Origin of the sequence: Aquamicrobium lusatiense (assembly GCF_014201615.1) — a bacterium.
GTDB classification, from domain to species: domain Bacteria; phylum Pseudomonadota; class Alphaproteobacteria; order Rhizobiales; family Rhizobiaceae; genus Mesorhizobium; species Mesorhizobium lusatiense.
The window spans coordinates 1-26,043 of sequence record NZ_JACHEU010000005.1; the positions used below are offsets into that span (position 1 = coordinate 1).

The 26,043-nt window shown below is 64.3% G+C and carries 15 protein-coding genes; 8 read left to right on the forward strand and 7 right to left on the reverse strand.

Annotation, left to right across the window (positions count from 1 at the left end; translation table 11 throughout):
• Positions 1-272: 272 nt before the first annotated feature.
• Complete coding sequence (aptA, locus tag HNR59_RS18200) at positions 273-1,601, reverse strand: omega-aminotransferase AptA (RefSeq protein WP_183832474.1); 1,329 nt, start codon at positions 1,599-1,601, stop codon at positions 273-275.
• A gap of 225 nt (positions 1,602-1,826) precedes the next feature.
• Here aptA and HNR59_RS18205 point away from each other — a divergent pair, with 225 nt between their 5' ends.
• Positions 1,827-2,450: a TetR family transcriptional regulator C-terminal domain-containing protein gene (locus HNR59_RS18205; RefSeq protein WP_183832475.1), complete on the forward strand. Its 624-nt coding sequence runs from the start codon at positions 1,827-1,829 to the stop codon at positions 2,448-2,450.
• 78 nt (positions 2,451-2,528) lie between these two features.
• Here the strand turns inward: HNR59_RS18205 and HNR59_RS18210 are convergent, their stop codons facing one another.
• From HNR59_RS18210 to HNR59_RS18225, 4 genes are all read right to left on the reverse strand, one after another.
• On the reverse strand, positions 2,529-2,987 hold the full coding sequence (locus tag HNR59_RS18210) for a carboxymuconolactone decarboxylase family protein (RefSeq protein ID WP_183832476.1): 459 nt from the start codon (positions 2,985-2,987) through the stop codon (positions 2,529-2,531).
• Positions 2,988-3,024: 37 nt separating this feature from the next.
• Complete coding sequence (locus HNR59_RS18215; protein ID WP_183832477.1) at positions 3,025-3,528, reverse strand: RrF2 family transcriptional regulator; 504 nt, start codon at positions 3,526-3,528, stop codon at positions 3,025-3,027.
• A gap of 192 nt (positions 3,529-3,720) precedes the next feature.
• A complete protein-coding gene (gene preA / locus HNR59_RS18220; protein ID WP_183832478.1) occupies positions 3,721-5,034 on the reverse strand; it encodes an NAD-dependent dihydropyrimidine dehydrogenase subunit PreA in 1,314 nt (437 codons plus the stop codon).
• Between the two features lie 2 nt (positions 5,035-5,036).
• Entirely contained in the window at positions 5,037-6,404 is a 1,368-nt protein-coding gene (locus HNR59_RS18225) for an NAD(P)-dependent oxidoreductase (protein ID WP_183832479.1), read from the reverse strand.
• Positions 6,405-6,665: 261 nt separating this feature from the next.
• Between HNR59_RS18225 and HNR59_RS18230 the strand changes: the two genes are divergently transcribed.
• Positions 6,666-7,439 carry a VOC family protein gene (locus HNR59_RS18230; protein ID WP_183832480.1) on the forward strand — a complete coding sequence of 258 codons (774 nt, stop codon included), beginning with the start codon at positions 6,666-6,668 and terminating at the stop codon, positions 7,437-7,439.
• Between the two features lie 263 nt (positions 7,440-7,702).
• On the forward strand, positions 7,703-8,299 hold the full coding sequence (locus HNR59_RS18235; RefSeq protein ID WP_183832481.1) for a transglycosylase SLT domain-containing protein: 597 nt from the start codon (positions 7,703-7,705) through the stop codon (positions 8,297-8,299).
• Positions 8,300-8,563: 264 nt separating this feature from the next.
• Here HNR59_RS18235 and HNR59_RS18240 read toward each other — a convergent pair whose 3' ends face one another.
• Together HNR59_RS18240 and HNR59_RS18245 are read right to left on the reverse strand one after the other, a co-directional pair.
• On the reverse strand, positions 8,564-12,742 hold the full coding sequence (locus HNR59_RS18240) for a translocation/assembly module TamB domain-containing protein (protein ID WP_183832482.1): 4,179 nt from the start codon (positions 12,740-12,742) through the stop codon (positions 8,564-8,566).
• 25 nt (positions 12,743-12,767) lie between these two features.
• Entirely contained in the window at positions 12,768-14,699 is a 1,932-nt protein-coding gene (locus HNR59_RS18245; protein WP_183832483.1) for an autotransporter assembly complex protein TamA, read from the reverse strand.
• Between the two features lie 267 nt (positions 14,700-14,966).
• Between HNR59_RS18245 and HNR59_RS18250 the strand changes: the two genes are divergently transcribed.
• From HNR59_RS18250 to cysW, 5 genes are all read left to right on the forward strand, one after another.
• Positions 14,967-20,426, forward strand: coding sequence for an alpha-2-macroglobulin family protein (locus tag HNR59_RS18250; protein ID WP_183832484.1), 5,460 nt, complete (start codon positions 14,967-14,969; stop codon positions 20,424-20,426).
• A gap of 552 nt (positions 20,427-20,978) precedes the next feature.
• A complete protein-coding gene (pbpC, locus tag HNR59_RS18255) occupies positions 20,979-23,054 on the forward strand; it encodes a penicillin-binding protein 1C (RefSeq protein WP_183832485.1) in 2,076 nt (691 codons plus the stop codon).
• 196 nt (positions 23,055-23,250) lie between these two features.
• The gene (locus HNR59_RS18260) at positions 23,251-24,279 is read left to right on the forward strand and encodes a sulfate ABC transporter substrate-binding protein (protein WP_183832486.1); all 1,029 of its coding nucleotides are present in this window, start codon (positions 23,251-23,253) and stop codon (positions 24,277-24,279) included.
• Between the two features lie 37 nt (positions 24,280-24,316).
• Complete coding sequence (gene cysT / locus HNR59_RS18265) at positions 24,317-25,168, forward strand: sulfate ABC transporter permease subunit CysT (RefSeq protein ID WP_183832487.1); 852 nt, start codon at positions 24,317-24,319, stop codon at positions 25,166-25,168.
• Complete coding sequence (gene cysW, locus HNR59_RS18270; RefSeq protein WP_183832488.1) at positions 25,161-26,042, forward strand: sulfate ABC transporter permease subunit CysW; 882 nt, start codon at positions 25,161-25,163, stop codon at positions 26,040-26,042. The genes cysT and cysW overlap by 8 nt, the downstream gene beginning before the upstream one ends.
• Position 26,043: the final 1 nt, after the last annotated feature.

Genomic DNA, 26,043 nt, shown 5'->3' on the forward strand with positions numbered 1-26,043 from the left:
TGTTGCCGCCCGCAATGCCGGGACCAACCTTCGCCATCTCCATCAGCGAATCCCACAAACGGTCCGGATCAATGCGAAGGTTCTCGCCGGAGGTGACCATTCCATTCCCTCTTGTTTTGCGCGCATTCCCGCCGCCATCGCGGTCAGGAAGACCCGTTCTTGTTATCCTTGGCAGTTCCAGCGGAATTCTTTCCGTCTCTGTTGGAACTGTCCTGAAGGCGGGGGCAGCACTTCTCCCTGCGCTGCCCCTCACCCTTTCTCATTGTGGCCGGTCAGTCGACCATTCTCAACACCTCACGCACATGATCGATGAGTTCATCGATCTGGCCCTTGGAAATGATGAGCGGCGGCGACAGCGCGATGATGTCGCCGGTGGTGCGGATCAGCGCGCCGCGCTCGAAGGCTTTCACGAAGGCGTCGAATGCACGCTTGGTCGGCGCACCCGCGATCGGCTCCAGTTCGATGGCGCCGACAAGGCCAATGTTGCGGATGTCGATGACATGCGGCTCGTCCTTCAGCGAATGGAGCGCGTCTTCCCAGTAAGGCGCCAGTTCCGCGCCGCGGGTCAGCAGGCCCTCTTCCTTGTAGGTGTCGAGCGTGGCCAGCGCCGCCGCCGAAGCGATCGGGTTGCCCGAATAGGTGTAGCCGTGGAAGAACTCGATCACATGCTCGGGGCCGTTCATGAAGGCATCGTGCACGTCCTTGGTCACGAACACCGCGCCCATGGGGATCACGCCGTTGGAAATGCCCTTTGCCGTGGTGATGATGTCGGGGATGACATCGAAATAGTCGGCTGCAAACGGCGTTCCCAGACGGCCGAAACCGGTGATGACCTCATCAAAGATCAGCAGGATGCCGTGCTTGGTGCAGATATCGCGCAGGCGCTTGAGATAGCCCTTCGGCGGAATGAGCACGCCGGTCGAGCCGGCCACCGGCTCTACGATGACGGCCGCGATGGTCGAGGCGTCGTGCAGGGCGACGATCCGCTCCAGCTCGTCCGCCAGTTCGAGGCCATGCTCGGGCTCGCCCCTGGTGAAGGTGTTCTTGCCGGGCAGATGGGTGTGCGGCAGATGATCGACGCCCGTCAGCAGCGAGCCGAACATCTTGCGGTTGGAAACGATGCCGCCCACCGAGATGCCGCCGAAATTGACGCCGTGATAGCCGCGCTCGCGGCCGATCAGGCGGGTGCGGGAGCCCTCGCCGCGGGCACGGTGATAGGCAATGGCCATCTTCAGCGCCGTGTCGGCGGATTCCGAACCCGAATTTGTGAAGAACACATGCTCCATGCCCTTCGGAGCGATATCGACCAGCCGGTTAGCCAGCTCGAACACGATGGGATGGCCCATCTGGAAGGCCGGCGCATAATCGAGTTCGGCGGCCTGGTGCTGGATCGCCTCGGTGATCTTCGGGCGGCAATGGCCGGCGTTCACGCACCACAGGCCGGCGGTGCCGTCCATGATCTTGCGGCCGTCGGCGGCGGTATAATGCATATCCTTGGCGCCCACGAGCATGCGCGGCGCCTGCTTGAACTGCCTGTTTGCCGTGAACGGCATCCAGAATGCGGAAAGATCGTTAGGCGCTACTTTAAGCCTGTTGGACATGACCAAGCCTCCTGATGGTTGATGTCTCGCGGCCAACGCTTGGTCCCTCAAGCCAATTTGTGCTAGTCAATTTTTTGACCGATTGGACAAACGTTAGCACCGCTGTATGAGCGGTCAAGCGATTACTAACCGAAAAGTTCTACGATCCGCCCGATCCAATGGACCGTGAACAACTGGTCCAGAGAATTGGTCCAGATTATGTTGAGCCGGAAGGACCGAGTGTTCATGGCATCCACCGCAAGGCCACTCACGCGCATCCAGCAGGAAAAGCGCGAAATCATACTTGAAGCGGCGCTCGACGTGTTTTCGGCCCATGGCTTCCGGGGTGCCACCATCGATCAGGTCGCGGATTCGGCGGGGATGTCGAAGCCCAATCTTCTCTATTATTTCCGCAACAAAGAAGACATTCATGCCACGCTGATGGAGCGTTTGCTCCACACCTGGCTTGCTCCGCTTCTGGAGTTCGACGACGCCGACGATCCCATCACCGAGATCAGGAGCTACATTCGCCGCAAGCTCGAAATGGCGCGCGATTTTCCCCGCGAAAGCCGCCTGTTCGCCAATGAGATTCTTCAGGGCGCGCCGCGCATCAGGGAGATGCTGGAAGGCGAGCTGAAGGATCTGGTCGATGAAAAGGCTCGCATCATCGAGAACTGGATGCGGGCCGGAAAGATCGCCAGAGCCGACCCCTACCACCTCATCTTCGCCATCTGGGCGACCACCCAGCACTATGCCGATTTCGATGTGCAGGTGCGCGCCGTGCTGGGCCCGGACCGGGATGGCGAGGGCCGGTTCGAGGATGCCGCGCGCTTCCTCGAACAGCTTTTCCTTGGCTGCCTCAGGGTTTGAGGAAGCCGCCGGACCTATCGGCCGGCAAGAGATTGCAGCCCTCCGCCATACGGGTAGGAAAGATGAGCGGTACCTGCATCAGGCGGCCATTGCCTCCTCTGCCGGATGCAGCGCATGGAACGACACGCACAGCCGGTTCCAGATATTGATCATGCCGATGGCAACCGTCAGCTTGACCATTTCCTCTTCCGAAAAATGCTTCAGGGTCACCTCGTAAAGGGCCTGCGGAACACCCTGCCCCGCGATCAGCGTCACCGCTTCGGTATAAGCAAAAGCAGCCCGTTCGCGCTCGGAATAGAGCGGCGATTCCTTCCATGCGGAAACCAGAAACACGCGCTGCTGGCTCTCGTCGTCGCGCATCGCCTCACGGCTGTGCATATCGACGCAGAAGGAGCAGCCATTGATCTGCGAGGCCCGGAGCTTGACCAGATGCAGCAGCGAGTGCTCGAGACCGGACTCCTCGACGGCCTGATTGAGCTTCAGCACCTGTTTCATGATCGCAGGGGCCGTGGCGAAAAAATCCATTCTCTGTTTCATCTCTTCATCCTTTCTGTCATGTGCCTGAATCAGGCTTCTAAGAAGTCTTCTGGGGCCGCCCGTGCTGTGCCACGAAGGCGCAGGCGGCAGCGACCGAACGCGGATCGGCGTCCTTCCTGAAGTCCGCCACGATGGTGGAGAGCTTCTCGGCGGCAAGCGCCATCCGCCAGGCTTTTTCCGCGCGCAGCATCGCAACCTTGATGCCGCAGGGCTTCACATAGGCGGCGTCCGGCAGCTTCACCGGGCCGTTGCGACGGATCTCGCCGCATCGGAACGCCGGCTGCGGCCCCTCCACCGCCACCACGATATCGAGCAGGGAAATGCGCTCCGCCGCCCGCGCCAGCCGATAGCCGCCGGCAGGCCCCGGCACGGATTCCAGAATGCCGGCCCCGGCCAGCGCCTGCAGGTGCTTGAGCAGGTAGCTTGGCGACAGGCCGAACTGCGCGGCCAGCGCCGATCCGGGGATCGTCGCCCCCTCCTCAAGCCCGGCCAGCGACGCCGCGCAGTGAATGGCCGCCTCGACGCCCTCGCTGAGTTTCATTCAATCACATCCCATTTCATGGACAAGGATTATCATGGATAAATTATGTCCACAATTAGGCGAAAGGAATGCAGGCGTCTCTGCTGACACCTCCTGCAACGGGGATCGCGATTTCAGACCATTTTTCCGCCACCCGCCAAGCGCAGGCGGGGCCGCTACCCCACGCGGCGACCCCGCCCGGCCCGGGAGGATCTATTCGGCCGCCGTGCGCGCCATCGGATTGTTCGGGTGCGTGGTCCAGTTGGCATAGACGGGCGAAACCGGCTGGCCGGTGCGCTCGTCGATCTCGCCGGCCGGCAGCGGCTGCATGGTGATGCAGCCTTCGACCGGACAGACATTGACGCACAGATTGCAGCCGACGCACTCGTCCTCCATAACCTCGAAATGGCGCACGCCGTCGACCATTGCCGTGATCGCCTGATGCGAGGTGTCCTCGCAGGCGATATGGCAGCGCCCGCATTTTATGCAGGCTTCCTGATCGATATGCGCCTTGGCGACATAGTTGAGGTTGAGATACTGCCAGTCGGTGACGTTGGGCGTGGCAAGACCAATGATGTCGTCGAGGCAACGATGCCCCTTCTCGTCCATCCAGTTCTCAAGGCCGGCGATCATTTCCTGCACGATCCTGAAGCCATAGGTCATGGCCGCCGTGCACACCTGCACATTGCCGGCCCCCAGCGCCAGGAACTCGGCCGCATCGCGCCATGTGGTCACGCCGCCGATGCCGGAGATCGGCAGGCCGGCCGTTTCCCCGTCGCGCGCGATCTCGGCCACCATGTTGAGCGCGATCGGCTTCACCGCCGGCCCGCAATAGCCGCCATGGCTGCCCCGGCCGTCGATCGACGGTTCCGGCGAAAAAGTGTCGAGATTGACCGAGGTGATGGAGTTGATGGTGTTGATCAGCGACACCGCATCGGTGCCGCCGGCCTTCGCAGCCCGCGCCGGCTTACGGATGTCGGTGATGTTGGGCGTCAGCTTGGTGATGACGGGCATGCGCGTATATTGCTTGCACCAGCGCACCACCATCCCGATATATTCCGGCACCTGCCCCACGGCCGCGCCCATGCCTCGCTCGCTCATGCCGTGCGGACAGCCAAAATTCAGCTCGATGCCGTCCGCCCCGGTCTCCTCGACCAGCGGCAGGATCGCCTTCCATTCCTCCTCCACGCAGGGCACCATGATGGAGGCGACGAGCGCCCGGTCCGGCCAGTTCATCTTCACCTGCTTCATCTCACGCAGGTTGGTCTGCAGGTCGCGGTCGGTGATCAGCTCGATGTTGTTGAGGCCGAGCAGGCGCCGGTCCGCCCCCCAGATCGCCCCGTAGCGCGGGCCGTTGACGTTGACGACCGGCGGCCCTTCCGAGCCCAGCGTCTTCCACACCACGCCGCCCCAGCCTGCCCTGAAGGCGCGCTCGACATTATAGGCCTTGTCGGTCGGTGGCGCCGAGGCCAGCCAGAATGGATTGGGCGACCGGATACCGACGAAATCGCTGCGCAGATCTGCCATGATCATGCCCTCCCGTTCGCGCTGAGGGCGCGGTGGATGCTTTCCGCGGCATCCCTTCCCTGCGCCACCGAGGTCACCGTCAGGTCGTCGCCGCCATGTATGCAGTCGCCACCGGCCCAAACCTTGGCCATGGTGGTGCGCCCGTCGCCATCCACCCGTATGCGGCCATTCTCCAGTTCGATGATTTTGCCAGAACCGTTGAGGCTGTCGGCTGCGAAAGTCTGGCCGATAGCCTTGAAGATCTGGTCCACCGGCAGGGTGAGCAGTTCGCCCGTACCGGCCAGCCGGTCGCCATCCATGGTGGTGTATTCCAGTTCGAGCGCCGTGGCCCTGCCATTGTGCGCGATCACGCGGCGCGGCTGGAGCCAGTGGCGGATGATCACGCCGTTGGCGGCGGCGAGGTCCTGCTCGTAGAGCGAGGCGTTCATGTCGGCCTTGCCGCGCCGGTAGCAGATCGTCACCTCCTCCGCGCCGAGCAGCTTCGACTGGATGGCGGCGTCGATGGCCGTCATGCCGCCGCCGATGACAATGACGCGTCGCCCGACCGGGAGGGCAGCAAGATCCGAGGTCTGGCGCAGAATGGAGATGAAATCGACGGCGTTCTCGACCCCCGCCGCATCCTCGTCCTCGGCCCGCAGCGCATTGATGCCGCCAAGCCCCATGCCGAGGAAAACCGCATCATGGCTTGCGGCGAGATCGGCAAGCTCAACGTCGCGGCCAAGCGCCATGCCGTTCCTGATGTCGATGCCGCCGATGGCGGTCACATAATCGACCTCGGCCTGCGCGAAATCGTCGGTGCTCTTGTAGGCGGCGATGCCATATTCGTTGAGCCCGCCGGCCTTCGGCCGCGCCTCATAGATGGTCACCTCATGGCCGTGCATGGCCAGCCGGTGCGCGCAGGCGAGCCCGCCCGGCCCCGCGCCCACGACTGCCACCCTTTTGCCGCTGCCGTGCTCGGGGCGATGGTAGAACTGCCGCCTTTCCTCCATGGCAACATCGGTGGCGTAGCGTTGCAGGCGGCCGATCTGCACCGGCTTGCCCTCCGCCGCCTCGCGCACGCAGGCTTCCTCGCACAGCGTCTCGGTCGGGCAGACCCGCGCGCACATGCCGCCCAGAATGTTCTGGTCGAAGATCGTCTTTGCAGCGCCCACAGCATTGCCCGTGGCGATCTGGCGGATGAACAGCGGAATGTCGATGCTGGTCGGGCAGACCTGCATGCAGGGCGCATCGTAGCAGAAATAACACCGGTCGGCCTCGACCAGCGCCTCATGATGATCGAACGGCGGATGAAGATCGGCGAAGTTCTCAGCATAGGTCTCAGCCGGTAGCCGGCCACCGGCAATGCCTTCCTTGAAATGACCAGTCGCCATTCCACACTCCCCTTGCTGTTCTTCAGGCCCCTTGTTCTTGTATTTGAGGAAAGGCTAGCACATCCGGAACTTTTATCAATTGGTCTATTTTCAGCAAAGCCACTGAAAACGCACAGTAAACATGATTTATTATGTCATGTTTTTATACATCTTGCTGCAACCACGGAACATCTGCAGCGTTTTACCATGTCGGGAACGGTCGGCATCGGCCGTCCTATGGATGCGACTGTACGACACGGTCGCCAAACGGGGAGAAATCTCATGTCGGATCGCGCGAAATCCTTCTTCTGGTACGAATTGATGACCAATGACCTGGAAGCCGCCGAAGCGTTCTACACCAGCGTCGTCGGCTGGACGGCGGAGCCCTTCGATGCGCCCGGCGCTCCACCCTATCTCGTCGTCAAGGCCGGAGACCGCGGCGTCGGCGGTCTCATGGCCTTTCCCGAGGAAATCCGCGACAGCGGCCTGCCACCGGCATGGATGGGCTATATCGAGGCCGACGATGTCGACGCCGTCACCGCCTCGGTGAAGGCGTCAGGCGGATCGGTGCATCGGGAGCCGGCGGACATTCCCGATGTCGGGCGCTTTTCGGTGGTCGCCGATCCGCAAGGCGCGGTCTTCATGCTGCTGCACGGGAATGGGCCGGAACTGCCGCCGGCGCCAATGGACGCGCCCAGTCACATCGGCTGGCGCGAGCTTTATGCCGATGACTGGGAAAGCGCGCTGGAATTCTACTCCGGCCAGTTCGGCTGGACCGGAGATGAAGCCATAGACATGGGCGAGATGGGCACCTACCAGCTTTTCGCCGTCAATGGCGAACAGAACGGCGGCATGATGAACCGCCCGCCACAAATGCCGGTGCCCTGCTGGCAGTTCTATTTCAACGTGCCAGCCATCGATGCGGCCGCAAGGCGCGTCACCGATGGCGGCGGCACGGTGATATTCGGACCGGAGGAAGTTCCCGGCGGCCAGTGGGTCGTCAACTGCATCGACCCGCAGGGCGCATTTTTCGGCCTCGTTGCCCCGGTCCGCTGACAAACGAAAGCATCTCGCCCGAAAGTGAGACCGGTTTCGGGACAACGACATGCGTGAAAACAGGCACTCAAGGCGTAAGGTGCGACCTGAAAGATCGCGACACGCTTCAGGCCGCTCCACCGCCGTGCGCGGTCACGGAGCGGCCTTTGTTTTCATAGGCTTGCAGCCGGCTTCGGAATCAGGATGGGAACTGCCCCTGTCCCGCCACAAAGGTTAAAATCCGCTCAACACTCCCTTTATCATTTGCGCGTAAAGCTCGGGCCATGTCTGCGTACAATTTTAGTCGAGTTTTACCTGTTGTGGCGTTGCTGGGCGTTTCGGCCTGCGCGACGCCGCCCAGCCAGATCAACAATGTCTGCGCGGTCTTCGACCAGCGCGACGGCTGGATCAACAACTGGCATTCGGCTGCGAAAAAGGCCGAAGCGAAGCACGGCATACCGGTGCCGGTGCTGATGGCGACGGTGCGCAAGGAATCCGGATTCAAGGCCAATGCGAAGCCGCCGCGCACCAAGCTGCTCGGCTTCATTCCGTGGAAGCGGCAGTCCACCGCCACCGGCTATTCGCAGGCGCTGAACGGCACCTGGGCGCAATACCGCAGCGAGACCGGGAATTTCGCGGCCCGGCGCACCTCTTTCGCCGATGCCGTCGATTTCGTCGGCTGGTATCATGCCAAAAGCGCCAGCACGCTGGGCATCGCCCGCAACGACACCTACAATCTCTATCTCGCCTATTATTCGGGCTGGAACGGCTACAAGCGCGGCGCTTACAAAAGCAATGCCGGCATCCGCAGCTATGCCCGCGACACCGACGCCATGGCCCGCCGCTACGCCCAGCAGATGCAGAGCTGCGGCCGCCTGTAAAGCATGTCGCCCGAAAATGAGAACCGGTTTCGGGACAACGACATGCGTAAAAACGACGACTTAAAGCGCAAGGAGCGAATCTGTAAGATCGCGACACGCTTTAAGTCCCGCAGTCTTTTCCTCTGTCTCCCTGCCGGATTGACGACAGCCTGGCAGGCTGGAGTTCAACCCAGCCTGCTACGTGATGGAAACGCGGCCGGCGCTCCATGCATTCCGGCATCCCCGCTCCAGCTACGCCCGAGGTAACGCGCAGGCTCGCGCGGCCTAATATTCCTTTTCGTAGAAAATGCCGCCCTTGGCCTCGCCGGCATCGGAAGCCTCGCCGCGCAGCTTGACGCCGCGCCCGACGGTGAGGTCGATGCGCGCCTTGCCCGAGCCCGGCTTCTCGCCCTTCTGGATCGTCACATAGGTGCGGTCGTTCAGATATTTGCCCGCCTGCACGGAGGTGCCGCCCTGATCGTCGGTGATGACGTCGAGATCGTCGACGCCGATGGCATTGCGCAGGTTCTGCAGGAGCGAGGTCGAGCCGCCGACGCCGGCAAGCTGCGCCGCCGCCTCGGCAAGCTGGGCGATCTGCAACGGCGACAGGTTGGACATGGAGCGGCCGAAGATCAGGCGGGCCAGCACCTCGTCCTCCGGCAGCGCCGGCACGGAGGCGAAGACGAATTTCGGATTGGTGGCCTCGCCGGTCACGGTAATCGTCACCGTCGCATCCGAAGCCGTCGATTCGGCCACGAAGTTGATGTAGGGGATCGTCGAACCGGAGAAGGTCAGCGTGCCTTCGGTGAAATTCAGCCGCTTGCCGAGAATTTCAAGGCGGCCGCGCCTCAGCTCGAAGCTTCCCACCGCCTCGGGAGAGGTGGCCGCACCCGTCAACTTGATGCTCCCGCCGAGCTCGGCATCGACGCCCCTGCCCTGCACGAAGATCGAGTTCGGCGCGTTGACGGTCAGGTCGAGGTTCATGCCGCTCTTCGGGCCGCTGTCGCCGCTGCTTGGCGGATTGAGCGCCCGGTCCTGCTCGCGCACGGCCGCTGGCGCATTCCGGTGCTGCACGTTCAGCTCCGAGAGCGAAGTCGGCAGCTTGGTCGGCACGGTGATCACCGTCCGCGCCAGATTGATCGTGCCCGAAAGCATGGGCGATGCGGTCAGCTGGCCTTTGATCGCCAGATCGCCGCTCAGATTGGCGGTGACGATATGGCCGTCCGTATAGCGCCCGTCCGCCAGCCGGATGCTGATGTCGGCCGGGAACCCGGAATTGACGTCGATGCCGACCGTGCCGCCGACCGTCAGCGTGCCTCCCGACGACAGCCGCCCTGTGAAGCGGTTGATGGTCGCCACGCCGTTGCCCATGCCCACATCGAGCGCGATGTCGTTGACTGCGATCCCCGCCTGCGCCGCCACGAAGCGCGCGCCATTGGAACGGATGTTGCCGCTGATGACGGGAGCATTGGCCGGACCGCTCACCTTAACGGCAACCGCCGCCGTTCCTTCCATCGACATGCCGTTTTCGGCCAGCATGCGGTTGGCGATGGCGAAGGGCACATTGCCGTTGAAGTCGAGCGAGAGGTTGGGCGTGCCCTGCGTGGTCACCGCGCCACCGCCCTGCACCCGCATGCCCGAGCCTTCCGAGATCGTTGACGTGAAGTCGAGCCGGTTGTTGGCGAAGGTGCCGGATGAATCGATGCCGATGCCGCCGAGACCGGCAGAGCGGGTCTGTGCCGCTTCGAGACCGCTGGCTTTCAGATCGTATTTCACCACCGGCGCGGAGGTCGGCCCGGTCACGTTCACCGTGCCCGAAATACTGCCCGCAGCATCGAGCCCGGCAACGAAATTGTTGGCCACGGAAACCGGTACGGAGGCGAGATCGGCCTTTATGTCGAGCGCGTCCGCGACCGCACCTGAAACGGTAATGCGGCCATTGCCGATGCCGATCACCAGCCGCTCCAGCGCGGTGCGGCCGTCTTTGACGACGATGGTGGACGGCTCGGCGATGGCCGCGCGTACGCCCTGAAACGTCGCCTGCCCCGATTTCAGCTCCAGCGTCGTCGTGCCGTCGGCAACCCGGACCCGGCCCGCAGCGCTTGCGGGAATGTCCTTCACCGTTGCGCCACCGGAAAACGCCGTCCAGTCGCCTTCCTGTTTCAGGTCTATGTTGATGCCGGTGACAGCGGTATCGCCAGAGGTCACGCCGTCGGCCTTTATGGCACCGGAAATCGCCGGAGCCTCGGCGTAGTTGGAAACCTGCGCGTCCACCGTCACGTTGCGGGCGTTGAGGTCGCCGCGCGTCAGGCTGGACGTCACGGCCTTCACGGCCACCTTCGGCACGCCTTCCGGCTTCGAGAAGACGACGCTGCCATTGAGCGCGCCCTCGATCTTTTCCAGCGCCAGCGCGGCCAGCGGTCCCAGATCCGGCAGTTCGAACCCGATCCGGCCTTCGGGCAGGAAGGCATCATCAAGCACCAGATCGCCGGCAATACGGTTGGCGCCGAGCGAAAGCGTCAGCCCGTCAATGCGGCTTTGCCCGCCTTCGCTCTTCAGCGTCGCCTTGCCCCGCAACGCCTCGCCCGCGACATTGCCCGACAGTGTCACGTCGGCGGCGGGATTGGCAGCGTCGGCCTTCGCCGTCGCATCCAGCTTCAGGCCGGTGATTTCACGATCGGCCACAACCAGCTTGCTGCTGCTGATCGTAGCCGCCACATCGGGCGCGACCAGCGAACCGCTGGCTTTCAGGGCGAGCGCTATCGCGCCGCTAGCGTCCTTCGCGAAAGGCGCGATATCGGCCAGCGCGCCGTTCAGTTCGGCGATAATGTTGCCGTCCGAGAGGCTTGCCTTGCCCTCAGCCGAAAGCGGGCCGGACAATAGCTCCAGCCGGTCGGCCGTCACATTGCCATCGCTGTCGCGGCGCACCGCCACCGAAAGCGTCGTGCGCTCGCCAAGCGCCGGACGTGCAGCAGCGGGCAGTGCCGCCGATGCGGCATCCGCCTTCACGTTCAGTTCGATTGCGCCGTCGGCCAGCGAGACTTTACCGTCGAAGCCGCCTTTCAGCGCATCGCTGGCGATCTCGCCTTTGCCGATGGTGATATCATCTTTCGTGACATTGCCTTCCACCAGCGCCGTGATGCGGCCGGCGATCAGCGGGGCGATGGTAGGATTGTCGAACCCGATCTTGTCGGCACTCGCCGTGCCGGCGATCGGGCCGCTGCGATTTTCGATGTCGAAACCATCTGAGTGCAGCGCCAGCGCGATGTTGTCGACGCGCATGTCGCGGGTGGCGACGCTCGCCAGATGGGTCTCGATGTCGACCATCGGCGCCCTGCCCTCGCCGAAGGCGCGCAACGAAGCCGATTTCAACTCGATGTCGATCGGGCTTTCCTCGCTGCCGAGCCCCAGCGGCACGGTCGGCCCGGCGGAGGTGAATTCCAGTGAGAAATCGGTCGCACCTGCCGGATTGATGCTGCCCCGCGCCACGCCGCGCAACACTGAGGTGTCGACCGTTGCCGTTTCGATGGTGATGCCCGCCTCGGTCTGCGACCTGCCGGCGATCTCGAAACGGGTCTGGCCGGCGAGAAGCGACTTGAAGCGCGCCGGCACGAAACGGGCGAAATCGCCGTCGCCGCGCAGTTCGACGCGGCTGCCACCGTCGATGAATGCGTGCTGGCCGGAAATCTGGGTGATCAGTTCGCCACCGGCATGGAAAGTGCCGCGTCCCGTCCAGTTGGCAAGCGGGCCGTTGCCCGAAATCACGATATTAACCGGCGGAGCATCCGGCAGTTGCAGAAGATTGGCGATGATACCGCCGGCAGGCTCGGCAGCCTGAACGTTCAGATCGAGCCGGTTGTCGCCGGGCAGGAAATGCACCAGCGCCGAGACGGAACCCTCATGACCGTCGCGCCGCTCCACGGAAAGGTCCGCCTCCACCGCCAGCGGCGAGCGCTCCGCGCGCACATGGCCTTGTGCCGCGAGTTCCGCAATGCCCGCACCGGCAAGCGCTTCTCCAAGCGCGACCTGCGGCAGGTCGATGGCGCGGATATCCACCGAAACCGGCAGCGAGAACCCGCTGCTTGTGCGCGGTTTTTCGTCGGGGCTGGAAACCGGCGTGCGCGCCGCCTCGATGCGCCCGACCGCCACCCTGTCGGCAAGGAAGGTACGCGAAAGCAGCGCCAGCGGCGACCAGTCCACCGCCACTTCGCGCAGCACCAGCCACGGCCCCTCGCGATCTTCCAGAACCACGTGATCGACCCGCAGATTGCCCGACCAGATGCCGTCGATGCCGCGAATGGCGACCTTCATGTCGTCGGAAGAAGCCATGTCCGAGATCAGGCCGGCCAGATTCTCGCGGCCGCGCTCAGTGGTCGTCAGCACAACGGCCGCACCCGCAAGGCCGGCTACGGCGACAAGCACCGCATAGAACACGATGCGCAAGATCCGCTTTGCAATCTTCATGCTTCTTGCCTGCCGTCCTGCCGGGTCAGAATGACTGCCCGATTCCCGCATAGATACCATAGCGAGGGTCGCCCGACTCGCGATTGAGCGGTATCGCCGCATCCACCCTCAGAGGCCCGAAAGGTGTCAGATAGCGCAGGCCAATGCCCGCGCCCACCTTCATGTCGGAAAATTCGGGGAACTGCTTGTTGGAAACCGTGCCTGCATCGACGAACGGCACGATGCCGATCGTGTCGGTCACGGCAATGCGCAGTTCCGCCGAGGTTTCAAAATAGGAAAGGCCGCCCGTCGGATCGCCGTTGGCGTCCTTCGGCCCGATCCCCTGGTAGGAATAGCCGCGCACCGAGCCGCCGCCGCCGGCATAGAAGCGCCGGTCCGCCGGAACATGGCTGACGCCCGCGCCGAGGATCGACCCGCCGGCCACGCGGCCGGCCAGCACGAAGCGGTTGCTTTCCAGCGGCGCATAGTAAGCCGAGCCCTCGCCTCTCAGCTTGATGAAGGCCTTGCTGTTGAGCAGGTCGTAGCTCGGCTCCGCATAGGCCAGCACGCGGAAGCCGCTGGTCGGATTGAGCCTGTCGTTGCGGTTGTCATAGACATATTGCAGCGGCACCGAGGCGATCAGATAGTCGTTCTTGCCGTAGCTGTCGGTGATCTTCGAATAATCGAGCGAAAACTCGGCCGAGGCACTGCGCTTCTTGTCGATCTGGTAGGAGATGCCGGCGCCGCCCTTGACCGAGAAACGGTCATAGGCGTCCGGATGCTCGTACACCGTCTTCAGATTGGCGAAGAATTTCGATGCCGGCCCGATCACCCCGGGCTTTTCGAACATCACGCCGGCATTGTAGTTGAGCTTCGAAATGTCGTTGGAGCCAATGCCGCTCACCGAACCGTCGATACGCAGCTTCTCGGCGCGTCCGAACAGGTTGCGGTGGCCCCAGTAGCCTTCGAGACCGACGCCCTCGGTATTGGAGACGGTGCCGCCGATGCCCAGATAGCGCGTCTTGCGCTCGGTGACGTTGATATCGACCGGGATGTTGCCCTCACCGTCGAGCTGGTCGGCCTCGCGCAGCGTCACGCTGTTGAAGACCTCCATCCCCAGAAGCCGTTCACGCGCGTCATCGATGTCCTTGGGCGAATAGCGCTCGCCGCGCTTCAGCCCCGCCATGTAGCGGGTGAACTCGGGGTCCATCCGCTCGGTGCCTTCGACCGTGGTCTCGCCATAGCCGGCCACCGGCCCGGCTTTCACCGCAAGGGTGACGTCGAGCGTCGTCGTGTTGTGATCGGCCACGATCTCGCGGTCGGTGATCTCGGCCAGAGGGCGACCCTCTTCCTTCAGCGCCCGCACGATCAGCGCCTCGGCCTTGAGAATCGCGCCCGATCCCGCATCGCCACCGGAAATCAGCCCGAAGTCCGCCCCGGTCAGCCCGGCGGCATCGCCCGTCAGGCGAATGTCGCCAAGGGTGAATTTCGGTCCCGGCGTTACCTCGATCACCACGGGAACCGGCTGCGGACCCCTGAACTCGGCGTCGGGCGGCAGATCGTCTATGGAGCGGCCATCGATCGAAACATTGACCACACCCTCATAGCGCGCATCTGCATAAAGAGCCGCGACAAGCTGCTCGCGATCGCCACGCGCTTTCGACATCAGGCCGAGCGAGCCGGAAACCGGCCTGTCCTCGTCCGTCTTCAGCGTCGAGGCCGCCTCCAGCTTCTTTTTCAGATCGTCATGGTCGTCGGGCACATTGATCGTGACCGAATAATTCATCGGATCGACGATGTCGCTGTCCTCGTCATTGGCGGCGGAGCCCCACAGCCTGATACCGAACAACTCGAATGCGGCGGCCGGCTGAGGTGAAACCGTCAGCGCCGACGTGGCAAGCAGCGCGAACAACAGCGCGTGCGGCAGGGAAATGCCTGCCGCTGCTTCGTTCGGTTTCTGCCTCGTTTCGTGCCGCATTCCCTCAACTTAACGAACAAAGTTAAAATTCGACTGAAATTCCGGATATTTGATGAATTACGTTGCGTCCGCTTGTGCCAGAAGAGCACAAGGTTGAAAATCAAATCCTTCGCTGTTCAGGCAAGAATGCGTGAACACGACATTCGGGCTGAATAACGACGAATGCTGTGAAATGAAACCGTTACGGCGCGTGTGGCGCGGCGGCGACATTGACAAGCCATGCCGATAGCCGAAATCTGGCCGCAAACTCAAAGAGGCATCACGATCATGCGCGCGTCACGGGCCCTTGCCGCAATTGCTTTCGCATTTCTGACGATGACAGGACTGTCCCACGCGCAGGATGCGCGTCGGATCGTGACCACTGAAAACGCGGATTTCTTCGGTTTCGACCTGCGTTCCGAACAGAATGTGAGCCTCGATGAATGCTCATCCGCCTGCCTCGGCGATTCGGCCTGCCGCGCCTTCACCTACAACAACAAGGCGAAGTGGTGCTTCCTGAAGTCCGACTTCAACCAGATGAAGCCTTTCGCGGGCGCCACCGCCGGCAAGGTCGTGACGCTGTCGGGCGACGCCGATATCGGCGCGCCGCCCGCACTCACCTATGTGCCGGACTGGATAAAGTCTCAGGCCGAGCAGTACCGCAGGACCCTGACTGGCCCGCACGTCCAAAAGCCTGAAGAGGGATTGGGCGCGCTGGTCGAGGATGCCGCAGCAGCCGCGCAAAGAGGCGACCAGCGCGGCGCCGTTCAGAAGTATGAGACGGCCCTCTCCGCCCTGCCTCAGGAGGGCAAGCTTTGGCTTGAACTCGCCCGTGCCAATCTCGCCGTCAGCCCGCACGACAGTGGCGACACCTCCACGCTGCGTACCAATGCCACTTCGGCCGCCCTCAATGCCTATGATCTGTCGCGCACCACCGCGATCCGCGCCGACGCGCTGGCCAATCTTGGCTCCGCGCTCGATGGGCGCGAGCTCTACCGCCCCGCATTGCAGGCCTATGAGGCGAGCCTCGCGCTCGTCAATTCTGCGTCAGTGCGCGGCCTCTATGAGGACCTGAAGGCCCGCAAGGGTTTTCGCATCGTCGATCATTCCATCGATGCCGATACGATAGCGCCGCGCATCTGCGCGCAGTTCTCCGAGGATCTGGTGCGCACCGATGTCGACTACACGCAGTTCGTGCGCGTCAACGGGTCCGCCCCGGCCGGCATAGAGGCCAAAGAGCGCCAGATCTGCGTGGAGGGGCTTTCGCACGGCCAGTCCTACGAAGTCACCTTCCGCGCCGGCCTGCCGGCCGCCATCGGCGAGGTGCTGACCGCGCCCGTCACGCTCTCTATATATGTGCAGGATCGCGCCGCTTCGGCCCGCTTCACCGGCGATTCCTTCGTTCTGCCGGCCGGTGCGCGGCGTGGCATTCCCGTCGTCACCGTCAACATGGATGCGGCGGACATGAAGCTCTACCGCATCGGCGACCGGGCGCTGGCGCAATTGCTGTCCGGCTATCAGTTCCTGCGCCAGCTCGACGGCTACGACATTTCCAGCATCGCCGACCAGATGGGCGAGCCGGTGTGGGAAGGCCAGCTCGAAATCGCCGGTGACCTTAACAAGGAGGTCACGACCTCCTTCCCCGTCGATGAAGCGATCCCGCAGCGCAAGCCCGGCGTCTATGTGCTGACCGCCCAGCCGCTCGATGACCAGAGCGACAGCTGGAACTCGCGCGCCACGCAATGGTTCGTGGTCTCCGACATCGGCCTCACCACCTATACCGGCGAGGACGGCCTCACCGTCTTCGCCCGCTCGCTGGCCAGCGCGAAACCCGTCGCCGGCGCGGAACTGACCCTGCTTGCCCGCAACAACGAGGTGCTGGGCACCGCTGTCACCAATGACGAAGGCCGCGCCATCTTCAATCCCGGCCTCACCCGTGGCGAAGGCGGTCTGGTGCCCGCGGTTCTGACCGCGAAGAACGGCGACAGCGATTTCGTCTTCCTCGACATGGGCCGCGCCGGCTTCGATCTTTCGGATCGTGGCGTGGGCGGCCGCGCCGCTCCCGGCGCGCTGGACATCTTCGCGTGGACCGAGCGCGGCATCTACCGCGCTGGCGAGACCGTGCACGTCGCCGCACTTGCCCGCGACGGCAGTGCCGACGCGGTGGAAAAGCTGCCGCTCACCTTCATCTTCTCGCGCCCCGACGGCGTCGAGGATCGCCGCATCGTCTCCGAAGGGGCTGCCGCCGGCGGCCACGCGCTCGAACTGCCGCTCGAACCCAATGCCATGCGCGGCACATGGTCGGTCGCCATCCACACCGACCCCAAAAAGCCCGCCATCGCCAGCCAGATGTTTCTGGTCGAGGATTTCGTTCCCGACCGCATCGAGTTCGACCTCAGCGCGGACAAAAAGGAGATCGCACCCGGCGAAACGGCGAACCTCACCGTCGATGGCCGCTTCCTTTACGGCGCGCCGGCCGCAGGCCTCGCTATAGAGGGCGAGCGCACGCTTTCGCTGACCCGCCAGTGGGACCGCTTCAGGGGCTTCTCCTTCGGCCTCGCCGACGAAGAGGCGGGCGAACCCTCCGTGGCACCGCTGACCGATCTTCCGCTGCTCGGCGCGGACGGCAAGGCCACCTTCCCGCTCGCCATCGACCAGCTTCCCTCCACCACACGGCTGGTCAAGGCTAAGGTCACGGTGCGCATGCGCGAGACGGGCGGCCGCGCCGTCGAGCGCTCGCTCGATCTGGATATACGCCCGCAGGGCGACATGATCGGCATCCGTCCCGAATTCACGGAAGTGCCGCAGGGCGGCGTGGCGAAGTTCAGCCTCATCGCCGTCGATTCACAAGGCGCACGCACCAGCCTTGAGGGCGCGAAATGGTCGCTGGTCAGGGTCGAGCGGAACTACCAGTGGTATCGCAACGGCGGATCGTGGAACTACGAGCCGGTAACCTTCACCCGCGCCATCGCCACCGGCAGCGTGGACATCGGCGAAAATGACATCGCCTCCGTTTCCATGCCGGTCGACTGGGGCCGCTACCGCCTCGAGGTCGAGAGCCCCGATGCGGACGGCCCTGCCTCCAGCCACGAATTCGACGCCGGCTGGTATGTCGAAGCCTCGTCCACCGAAACGCCGGATGGGCTCGAAATCGCACTCGACAAGGACACTTATGCGCCCGGCGAAATCGCTAAGCTTCAGGTCTCGCCGCAATTCGCCGGCGAGCTTCTGGTCGCCGTGGGCGCCGACAGGCTGCTCAAGGTCGTTTCCGCTTCGGTTCCGGCGGGCGGCGGCACGGTCGACATTCCGGTCGGCGAGGACTGGGGTGCGGGTGCCTACGTCACCGCCACCCTGTTCCGTCCGGGCGATGCGCAGGAAACGCGCATGCCCGCCCGCGCCATCGGCGTCAAATGGCTGAAGGTCGATCCCGCGGCACGCAAGCTGGCGATTGCCCTTGCGCCCCCCGAAAAGACCGAACCGCGCCAGCCGCTGACCATCCCGGTCGAAGTCTCCGGCATGGCTTCCGGCGAAAAAGCCTATGTCACGGTTGCCGCCGTCGATGTCGGCATCCTCAACCTCACCAGTTACAAGGCCCCGGACCCGGGCGAGTGGTTCTTCGGCCAGCGCATGATGGGCCTTGAGCTGCGCGACCTCTACGGCCGCCTCATCGACGGCTCGCTGGGCGCGGCCGGCCGGCTGCGCACCGGCGGCGACGGTGCCGCCATCCAGTCGCAGGGCAATCCGCCCAAGGAAAAGCTCGTCGCCTTCTTCTCCGGCATCGTGGAAGTCGGGGATGACGGCAAGGCCAGCGTGGCGTTCGACGTGCCGCAGTTTAACGGCACGGTCCGCGTCATGGCCGTCGCCTGGACGAAATCGGCGGTGGGCAATGCGGAAAAGGACGTGATCGTTCGCGATCCCGTCGTCATCACCGCCGGCCTGCCCCGCTTCCTCGCCCCCGGCGACGCCTCCACCCTGCGCCTCGACGTCGCCAACACCGATGGCCCGGCCGGCGACTATGCGGTTACCATCGACACCACCGGCGGCATCGCCATCGGCGACGACGGCGTGCCGGCCGGCGTGACGCTCGGTGCCGGCGAGCGGCGCGGCTTCGAGGTGCCGCTGATGGCGGTCGAGCCGGGCGACGCCTCGCTCACCGTCCGCCTCAGCCATGCCGGCGGCACATCCGCCGAGCAGGTGCTCTACCTGCCCGTGCGCCCGGCACAGCTTCCGGTCACCACCCGCATGGTCGTCGACCTGAAGCCCGGCGCGTCGCTGCGCATCGATCAGGAACTGCTGTCGGCAAGCCTCCTGCCCGGCGCGTCGGTCAGCATCGGCGTCTCGCGCACGGCGGCACTCGATGTGCCGTCCCTGCTTCTGGCGCTCGATCGCTATCCCTATGGATGCACCGAGCAGACCACCAGCCGCGCGCTGCCCCTTCTATATGTGAGCGACCTGTCGCAGGGCTTCGGCATCCCCGTCGATGACGGGTTGCACGAGCGCGTGCAGCAGGCGATCTACCGCGTCATCGCCCACCAGTCCTCCACCGGCGGCTTCGGCCTGTGGGGTCCGGGCTCCGGCGACCTGTGGCTCGATTCCTACGCCACGGACTTCCTGACCCGGGCGCGCGAGCAAGGCTATGACGTGCCCGAACGCGCCGTCACCCGTGCGCTGTCCAACCTGCAGAACAGCCTCGGCTATGATCAGGACGTGCAGGATCGCGGCAGCGAGATGGCTTACGCACTCTATGTTCTGGCCCGCAACAAGAAGGCCTCGGTCGGCGATCTGCGCTACTATGCCGACACGAAACTGGAAGCCTTCTCCAGTCCGCTGGCGGTCGCCCAGCTTGGCACGGCACTCGCCCTTTATGGCGATGCGCAGCGCTCGGAGGCGACGTTCCAGGCGGCCTTCCAGCTTGCCCGCAACACCGCCTCCTTCAACCAGTACCGCGCCGACTATGCCTCGCCGCTGCGCGATGCGGCTGCCATGCTGGCGCTGGCCGCCGACAGCAAGCCAGCACCTTCGGTGGTGCCGGAACTGGTCAAGCTGGTGAACCGCGAGCGCGCATCGTCCACATGGACCAGCACGCAGGACAATGCGTGGATGCTGCTGGCCGCGCGCGGCCTGAAGGAAAGCAACGACGCCATTTCGCTGACCGTGGACGGCGCCGCCCATGATGGCGCCTTCGCCCGCGAGATCGACGGCGCCGACCTCGTTCAGAACCCGCTCACCATCGCCAATGCGGGCAGGGACGCCATCGACGCCGTGGTCACCACGGTCGCAGCACCCGCCCAGCCGCTGCCCGCCGGCGGCGACGGCTTCGAGATCGGGCGCACCTATTATACGCTCGACGGTCACGAAGCGAATGTGACGGAAGCCCGGCAGAACGAGCGCTACGTGGCCGTGATCAAGGTGCGGAACCTGAACGACTGGCCGACCCGCATGCTCGTCACCGATCTTCTGCCGGCCGGCTTCGAGATCGACAATCCGGGCCTCGTCTCCAGCGCCCAGCTTTCCAACTTCGGCTGGCTGCCGCAGACCAATGCCGCGCATCTCGAATTCCGCGATGACCGCTTCGTCGCCGCCTTCGATCCGGGCGGCAGCAGCGAGGGCGAGGTGACGCTCGCCTATGTGGTGCGCGCCGTGACACCCGGCGTCTACGCCCATCCGGCGGCCAGCGTCGAGGACATGTACCGCCCTCAATACTCCGCCCGCACCGCCACCGGCATGATGGAGGTGCAGGCGCCGTAAGGATATGGCCATGCCTGATTGTGCAAGCAGACAGTGCGGACATGTCCCCACAACGCCGACGCAAGCGTTCCCTTCTCCGCTTGTGGCAGCAAGTGGGCTTGCGAAGCTTAGTCGCATTAGAAGCGCTGAAGCCTGCAAAGCAACGAGCTTGAGGAGGGAACCCCTTATCCGTCCCGACGCTGCGCGCCGATCCACCTTCTCCCGCAGAGGGAAAATGAAGAGCGCTTGCATCGACCTTGCCGCCAACCATGCCGGTGGAAATTCGCATGAGCGATCATGCGGCACATCCCCTTCTCAGCTTGTGGGAGCAGGTGGGCTCGCGAAGCGTGTTCGGATGAAGAGTGCTGAAGCCCACAACGCCTTGAGGCTGAGGAAAGAACCCCTCATCCATCCCGGCGCTGCGCGCCGACCCACCTTCTCCCACAAAGGGAGAAGGAAGATACTGCAACAGCCTTGTCGCCACCTGCCGGCAGGAGAGATTTGCGCAAGCGATATCGCAGCACCTCCTCTTCTCCCTTTGTGGGAGAAGGTTGGCTGGCGAAGCGAGGTCGCATGAGGGGTTTTTCAGGCAAAGCCCTGCGCAGATTTGCGATCAGCGCTGCCGTCGCCGTTGCAATCGGCACGGCCGCGCTCTGGGGGCTCGACCGCGCCTTCCCGCCGCCCCTGCCAGAAAAGCCCATCCTGTCGGCCGAGGTGCTCGACCGCGACGGCCAGTTGCTGCGCGCCTTCGCCACGCCGGACGGATACTGGCGCTTCGGTGCGGCGCTCGACCGCATCGATCCGGCCTTCCTCGACATGCTCATCGCCTATGAGGACAAGCGCTTCTGGGACCACAGCGGCATCGACCTTCTGGCGCTCGGCCGGGCGGCGCTGCAATTCGGCAGCAATGGCCGCATCGTCTCGGGCGGCTCGACGCTCTCCATGCAGCTTGCCCGTCTCATCGAGCCGCGCACCAGCCGCAGCATCGCGGCAAAGCTGCGCCAGATCGCCCGCGCCGCGCAGATCGAGCGGCGGCTGCCGAAGCGCGAGATCCTGCGGCACTATCTCACCCTCGCCCCCTATGGCGGCAATCTGGAAGGCGTGCGCGCAGCCTCGCTCGCATGGTTCGGCAAGGAGCCCGCGCGCCTCACCGTATCCGAAAGCGCGCTGCTGGTGGCCCTGCCGCAGCTGCCGGAAAAGCGCCGGCCCGACCGCAATGCGGAGGCCGCCCGCGCTGCCCGCGATCGTGTTCTGGAGCGCATGGTCAGCTCAGGCCTTCTCAGTGAGCGCGAGGCGGCACGCGCGGCACTGGAAGAAGTTCCCACCTACCGCCGCGCCATGCCGTCCTTTGCCGCCCATGCCACACTGCGCGCGCTGCGCACCGGCGAAGAACCCCCTCGCCTCACCATCAGCCGCCGTGTGCAGGAAGGGCTGGAGGCGGTCGCCCGCGAAGCCGCCGCGCGGCTCGGCCCGAAGCTGTCGGTCGCCATGGTTCTGGCCGATTCCCGCACCGGCGAGATTCTCGGCGAAGTGGGCTCGGCCGGCTACACCGATTCCGCCCGCTCCGGCTGGATCGACATGACCCGCGTGCTGCGCTCGCCGGGATCGACGCTGAAACCCTTCATCTACGGCCTCGCCTTCGAGCAGGGGCTGGTGGCGCAGGAAACGCTGATCTCCGACAGCCCCGCCGACTTCTCCGGCTACCGTCCGAAGAATTTCGACATGGGCTATCAGGGGGATGTCAGCATCCGCAGCGCCCTGCAACTGTCGCTCAACGTGCCGACCGTGCGCGTGCTCGATGCGGTCGGCCCGGCAAGGCTCACCGCGCGCCTGCGCAATGCGGGCGTGTCGCTGGTGCTGCCGCCGAACGAGCCGCCCGGCCTTGCCATCGGGCTCGGCGGCGCCGGCATAACCCTGCGCGATCTGGTCCAGCTCTATGCCGGCCTCGCCAACGGCGGCAAGGTCCACCGCCTGCGCGACGGCACCGAGCCCGCTTCCGCCACGCCTTCGGGCGCGACGCTGCTCGACCCGCAGGCCAACTGGCAGATCACCGACATTCTCTCCGGCATCCGCCCGCCGCAGGGTGCGCCCCGGCGCGCCGTCGCCTACAAGACCGGCACCTCCTACGGCTATCGCGATGCCTGGACCGTGGGCTATGACGGGCGCCATGTGCTGGGCGTCTGGGTCGGCCGCGCCGATGCCGCCGCGGTTCCCGGCCTCTCCGGCTATGTCTCGGCCGCACCCATCGTGTTCGAGGGTCTCGCCCGCTCCGGCCTCGCCGCCGTGCCGTTCCCCGGTCCGCCACCCGGCAGCCGCCATCCGCGCCGCGATGAGCTTCCCGTCACCCTCGCCCGCTTCGGCACCGATGCCACGGCACCCGCAGGTCCGGTGGAGCCCGCACCGCGCATCGTCTTTCCGCCCGATGGCGCGCGCGTCGATCTCGGAACCGCCTCCAGCGCCGTCACCCCGCTGGTTCTGAAGCTTCAGGGCGGGCGCGCGCCCTTCCGCTGGCTTGCCAACGGCAGGCCGCTCGGACAGGAAGACCGCCGCCGCACGGCGACATGGCAGCCGGATGGTGCGGGAACCTCAACCCTCACCGTCATCGACGCGGCGGGACGCGCTGCAAGCGTGAAGGTAATCGTGGAGTAGCCGCCTGCGCCCTCTTTCGCCGCCGCACGAAACCTTTCGCACGCTCGACATTTCTTCCGTAGCGGAAAGAGAAGATTTTTTCAAATAGCAGCCGCGGGCGGCAGGGCTTTGCCCGTGAGCGTTGAAAAACGCAACGTCCTGTGCATCTAATTTCTACCAATTCGATAGAGTAGAATGGTATGAACAGGAGGCTGAAATGAGCCAATTCCCTAAGAATACCCTGCTCGGCATCTTCATCGCCGGCTCCGTACAATTCGGAACCCTCGGCTTTGCGCTGGCAGACACTACGCTTCTCAACGTATCCTATGACCCGACGCGCGAACTCTACAAGGAGTTCAACGAGGCATTTTCCAAACACTGGAAGGCCGAAACCGGCGAGACGGTCAACGTCCAGCAATCGCATGGAGGCTCCGGCAAGCAGGCCCGCTCGGTCATCGACGGCATCGATGCCGATGTGGTCACGCTGGCGCTCGAAAGCGACATCAACGCCATCGTCGAGGCCACGCAGAAGATCAAGCCCGACTGGCGCAAGCATTTCGAGAACAATTCCGCCCCTTACACCTCCACGATCGTGCTGCTGGTGCGCAAGGGCAACCCCAAGGGCATCAAGGACTGGGGCGATCTCGTCAAGGGCGACGTGCAAATCATCACGCCGAACCCGAAAACCTCCGGCGGCGCGCGCTGGAACTATCTCGCTGCCTGGGGCTGGGCGCATCACGAATTCGGCGGCGACGAGGCGAAGATCAAGGAATACATCGCGGAACTGTTCCGCCGCGTGCCGATCCTCGACACCGGCGCCCGCGGTTCGCTTCTCACCTTCACCGAGCGCAAGATCGGCGACGTCTTCCTGTCATGGGAAAACGAGGCGTTCCTGGCCAAGAAGGAATATGGCGAGGATGCTTTCGAGACGATCATTCCCTCGCAGTCCATCCTTGCCGAACCGCCCGTCGCCATCGTCGACGCCAATGTGGATGCCAAGGGCACCCGCAAGACGGCCGAGGCCTATCTGCAGTACCTCTACTCGGAAGAAGGCCAGCGCATCGCGGCCAAAAACTACTACAGACCGTCGAAACCGGACCTCGTTCCCGAGGAAGAGAGAAAAATTTTCCCGGAAGTCAAACTTGTTGGAATTGATGACCCCATTTTCGGCGGTTGGGAGAAAGCACAACCTTACCATTTCGCCGATGGCGGGATATTCGACCAGATCTACAAGCCGGCCCAGTAGGTCTGGGAGAACCAAACCCTAACACACAAGGGACGACATGACCGCAGTTCCCGCCAGAGCGGGGTGGCGATTCAGGCAGCCGAGCGTCATTCCAGGCTTCGGATTGACGCTCGGCCTTTCGCTTGCCTACCTCACCCTCATTATCCTCATTCCGCTGTCGGGCCTTGCATGGCGCTCGGCTTCGCTGGGCTGGCCTCAATTCTGGGCCATTCTCACCGATGCACGCACCATAAACGCCCTGAAGATCAGCTTCGGAACCGCCCTTGCGGCAGCTGTAGTGAATGTCGTCTTCGGCACGGTGGTCGCCTGGGTTCTGGTGCGGTATCGTTTTCCCGGCCGGCGCATCGTTGATGCCATGGTCGACCTGCCCTTCGCCCTGCCAACGGCGGTGGCCGGCATTGCGCTGACCACGCTCTACGCGCCCAATGGCTGGATCGGCGGCCCGCTCGCTTCGCTCAACATCAAGGTCGCCTATACGCCGCTCGGCATCGTCATCGCGCTTGTCTTCATCGGCCTGCCCTTCGTGGTGCGCACGGTGCAGCCGGTGATGGAGGAGATCGACCGCGAGATCGAGGAAGCGGCGGCCACGCTTGGCGCCACGCGGTTCCAGACGATCACCCGCGTCCTGTTCCCCGGCCTTGCGCCGGCCATCGTTACCGGCTTCGCGCTCGCCTTCGCACGCGGCGTGGGCGAATACGGCTCTGTCATCTTCATCGCCGGCAACCTGCCCAACGTGTCCGAGATCGCACCGCTGCTCATCATCATCCGGCTGGAGGAATACAACTATCCCGCCGCCACGGCGATCGCGGCGATCATGCTGATCATCTCCTTCGCCATGCTGCTCGTCATCAACCTGCTGCAATCGTGGAGCCGCAAGCGCTATGGCTGATCCTGTCGCATCCGCCGCCAGCGCGGCCCCGCCAGCCGATGCCGGCATCACCGAAGGCCGCCACGCCCGCTGGACGCTGATGGCGGTCGCCTTCGTCTTCCTCGGCGTCTTCCTGTTCCTGCCGCTGGTGCTGGTGTTCATGGAAGCCTTCAGGAAAGGCATCGGCTTCTATCTCTCCACGCTCACCGAACGCGACACCATTTCCGCGATCCGCCTCACGCTGATCGTGGCCATCATATCGGTGCCGCTCAATCTGGTGTTCGGCGTCGCCATGGCCTGGGCCATCGCCAAATACGAATTCAAGGGCAAGGCCTTCCTGACCACGCTGGTCGACCTGCCGTTCTCGGTGTCGCCGGTCATTTCCGGCCTCGTCTATGTACTTTTGTTCGGCGCCCAGAGCGCGCTTGGGCCGTGGCTGAAGGCGAACGGCATCGAGATCCTGTTCGCCGTTCCCGGCATCGTGCTGGCCACCATCTTCGTCACCTTCCCCTTCGTGGCGCGCGAGCTGATCCCGCTGATGGAGGAACAGGGCACCAAAGATGAGGAGGCGGCCATCTCGCTCGGCGCCAATGGCTGGCAGACCTTCTGGTATGTGACCCTACCCAATGTGAAATGGGGCCTGCTCTATGGCGTTCTGCTCTGCAACGCCCGCGCCATGGGCGAATTCGGCGCCGTTTCCGTGGTGTCGGGCCACATCCGGGGCCAGACCAACACCATGCCCCTGCATGTCGAGATCCTCTACAACGACTACAATGCCGCCGGCGCCTTTGCGGTCGCCTCGCTGCTGGCGGGCCTTGCGCTGGTGACGCTGGCGCTGAAGTCGCTCCTTGAAATGCGCTACGGCGCCGAACTCGCCGCCACCCGCGGACACTGAC

What these genes read in the sequence shown, in the direction of transcription:
- HNR59_RS18210 (WP_183832476.1), bottom strand. Translation starts at nt 2,987, where the DNA reads ATGAAACAGAGAATGGATTTTTTCGCCACGGCCCCTGCGATCATGAAA.
- HNR59_RS18240 (WP_183832482.1), bottom strand. Translation starts at nt 12,742, where the DNA reads ATGAAGATTGCAAAGCGGATCTTGCGCATCGTGTTCTATGCGGTGCTT.
- cysW (WP_183832488.1), top strand. Translation starts at nt 25,161, where the DNA reads ATGGCTGATCCTGTCGCATCCGCCGCCAGCGCGGCCCCGCCAGCCGAT.
- HNR59_RS18230 (WP_183832480.1), top strand. Translation starts at nt 6,666, where the DNA reads ATGTCGGATCGCGCGAAATCCTTCTTCTGGTACGAATTGATGACCAAT.
- HNR59_RS18245 (WP_183832483.1), bottom strand. Translation starts at nt 14,699, where the DNA reads ATGCGGCACGAAACGAGGCAGAAACCGAACGAAGCAGCGGCAGGCATT.
- HNR59_RS18235 (WP_183832481.1), top strand. Translation starts at nt 7,703, where the DNA reads ATGTCTGCGTACAATTTTAGTCGAGTTTTACCTGTTGTGGCGTTGCTG.
- HNR59_RS18205 (WP_183832475.1), top strand. Translation starts at nt 1,827, where the DNA reads ATGGCATCCACCGCAAGGCCACTCACGCGCATCCAGCAGGAAAAGCGC.
- cysT (WP_183832487.1), top strand. Translation starts at nt 24,317, where the DNA reads ATGACCGCAGTTCCCGCCAGAGCGGGGTGGCGATTCAGGCAGCCGAGC.
- HNR59_RS18260 (WP_183832486.1), top strand. Translation starts at nt 23,251, where the DNA reads ATGAGCCAATTCCCTAAGAATACCCTGCTCGGCATCTTCATCGCCGGC.
- preA (WP_183832478.1), bottom strand. Translation starts at nt 5,034, where the DNA reads ATGGCAGATCTGCGCAGCGATTTCGTCGGTATCCGGTCGCCCAATCCA.
- pbpC (WP_183832485.1), top strand. Translation starts at nt 20,979, where the DNA reads ATGAGGGGTTTTTCAGGCAAAGCCCTGCGCAGATTTGCGATCAGCGCT.
- HNR59_RS18225 (WP_183832479.1), bottom strand. Translation starts at nt 6,404, where the DNA reads ATGGCGACTGGTCATTTCAAGGAAGGCATTGCCGGTGGCCGGCTACCG.
- HNR59_RS18250 (WP_183832484.1), top strand. Translation starts at nt 14,967, where the DNA reads ATGCGCGCGTCACGGGCCCTTGCCGCAATTGCTTTCGCATTTCTGACG.
- HNR59_RS18215 (WP_183832477.1), bottom strand. Translation starts at nt 3,528, where the DNA reads ATGAAACTCAGCGAGGGCGTCGAGGCGGCCATTCACTGCGCGGCGTCG.
- aptA (WP_183832474.1), bottom strand. Translation starts at nt 1,601, where the DNA reads ATGTCCAACAGGCTTAAAGTAGCGCCTAACGATCTTTCCGCATTCTGG.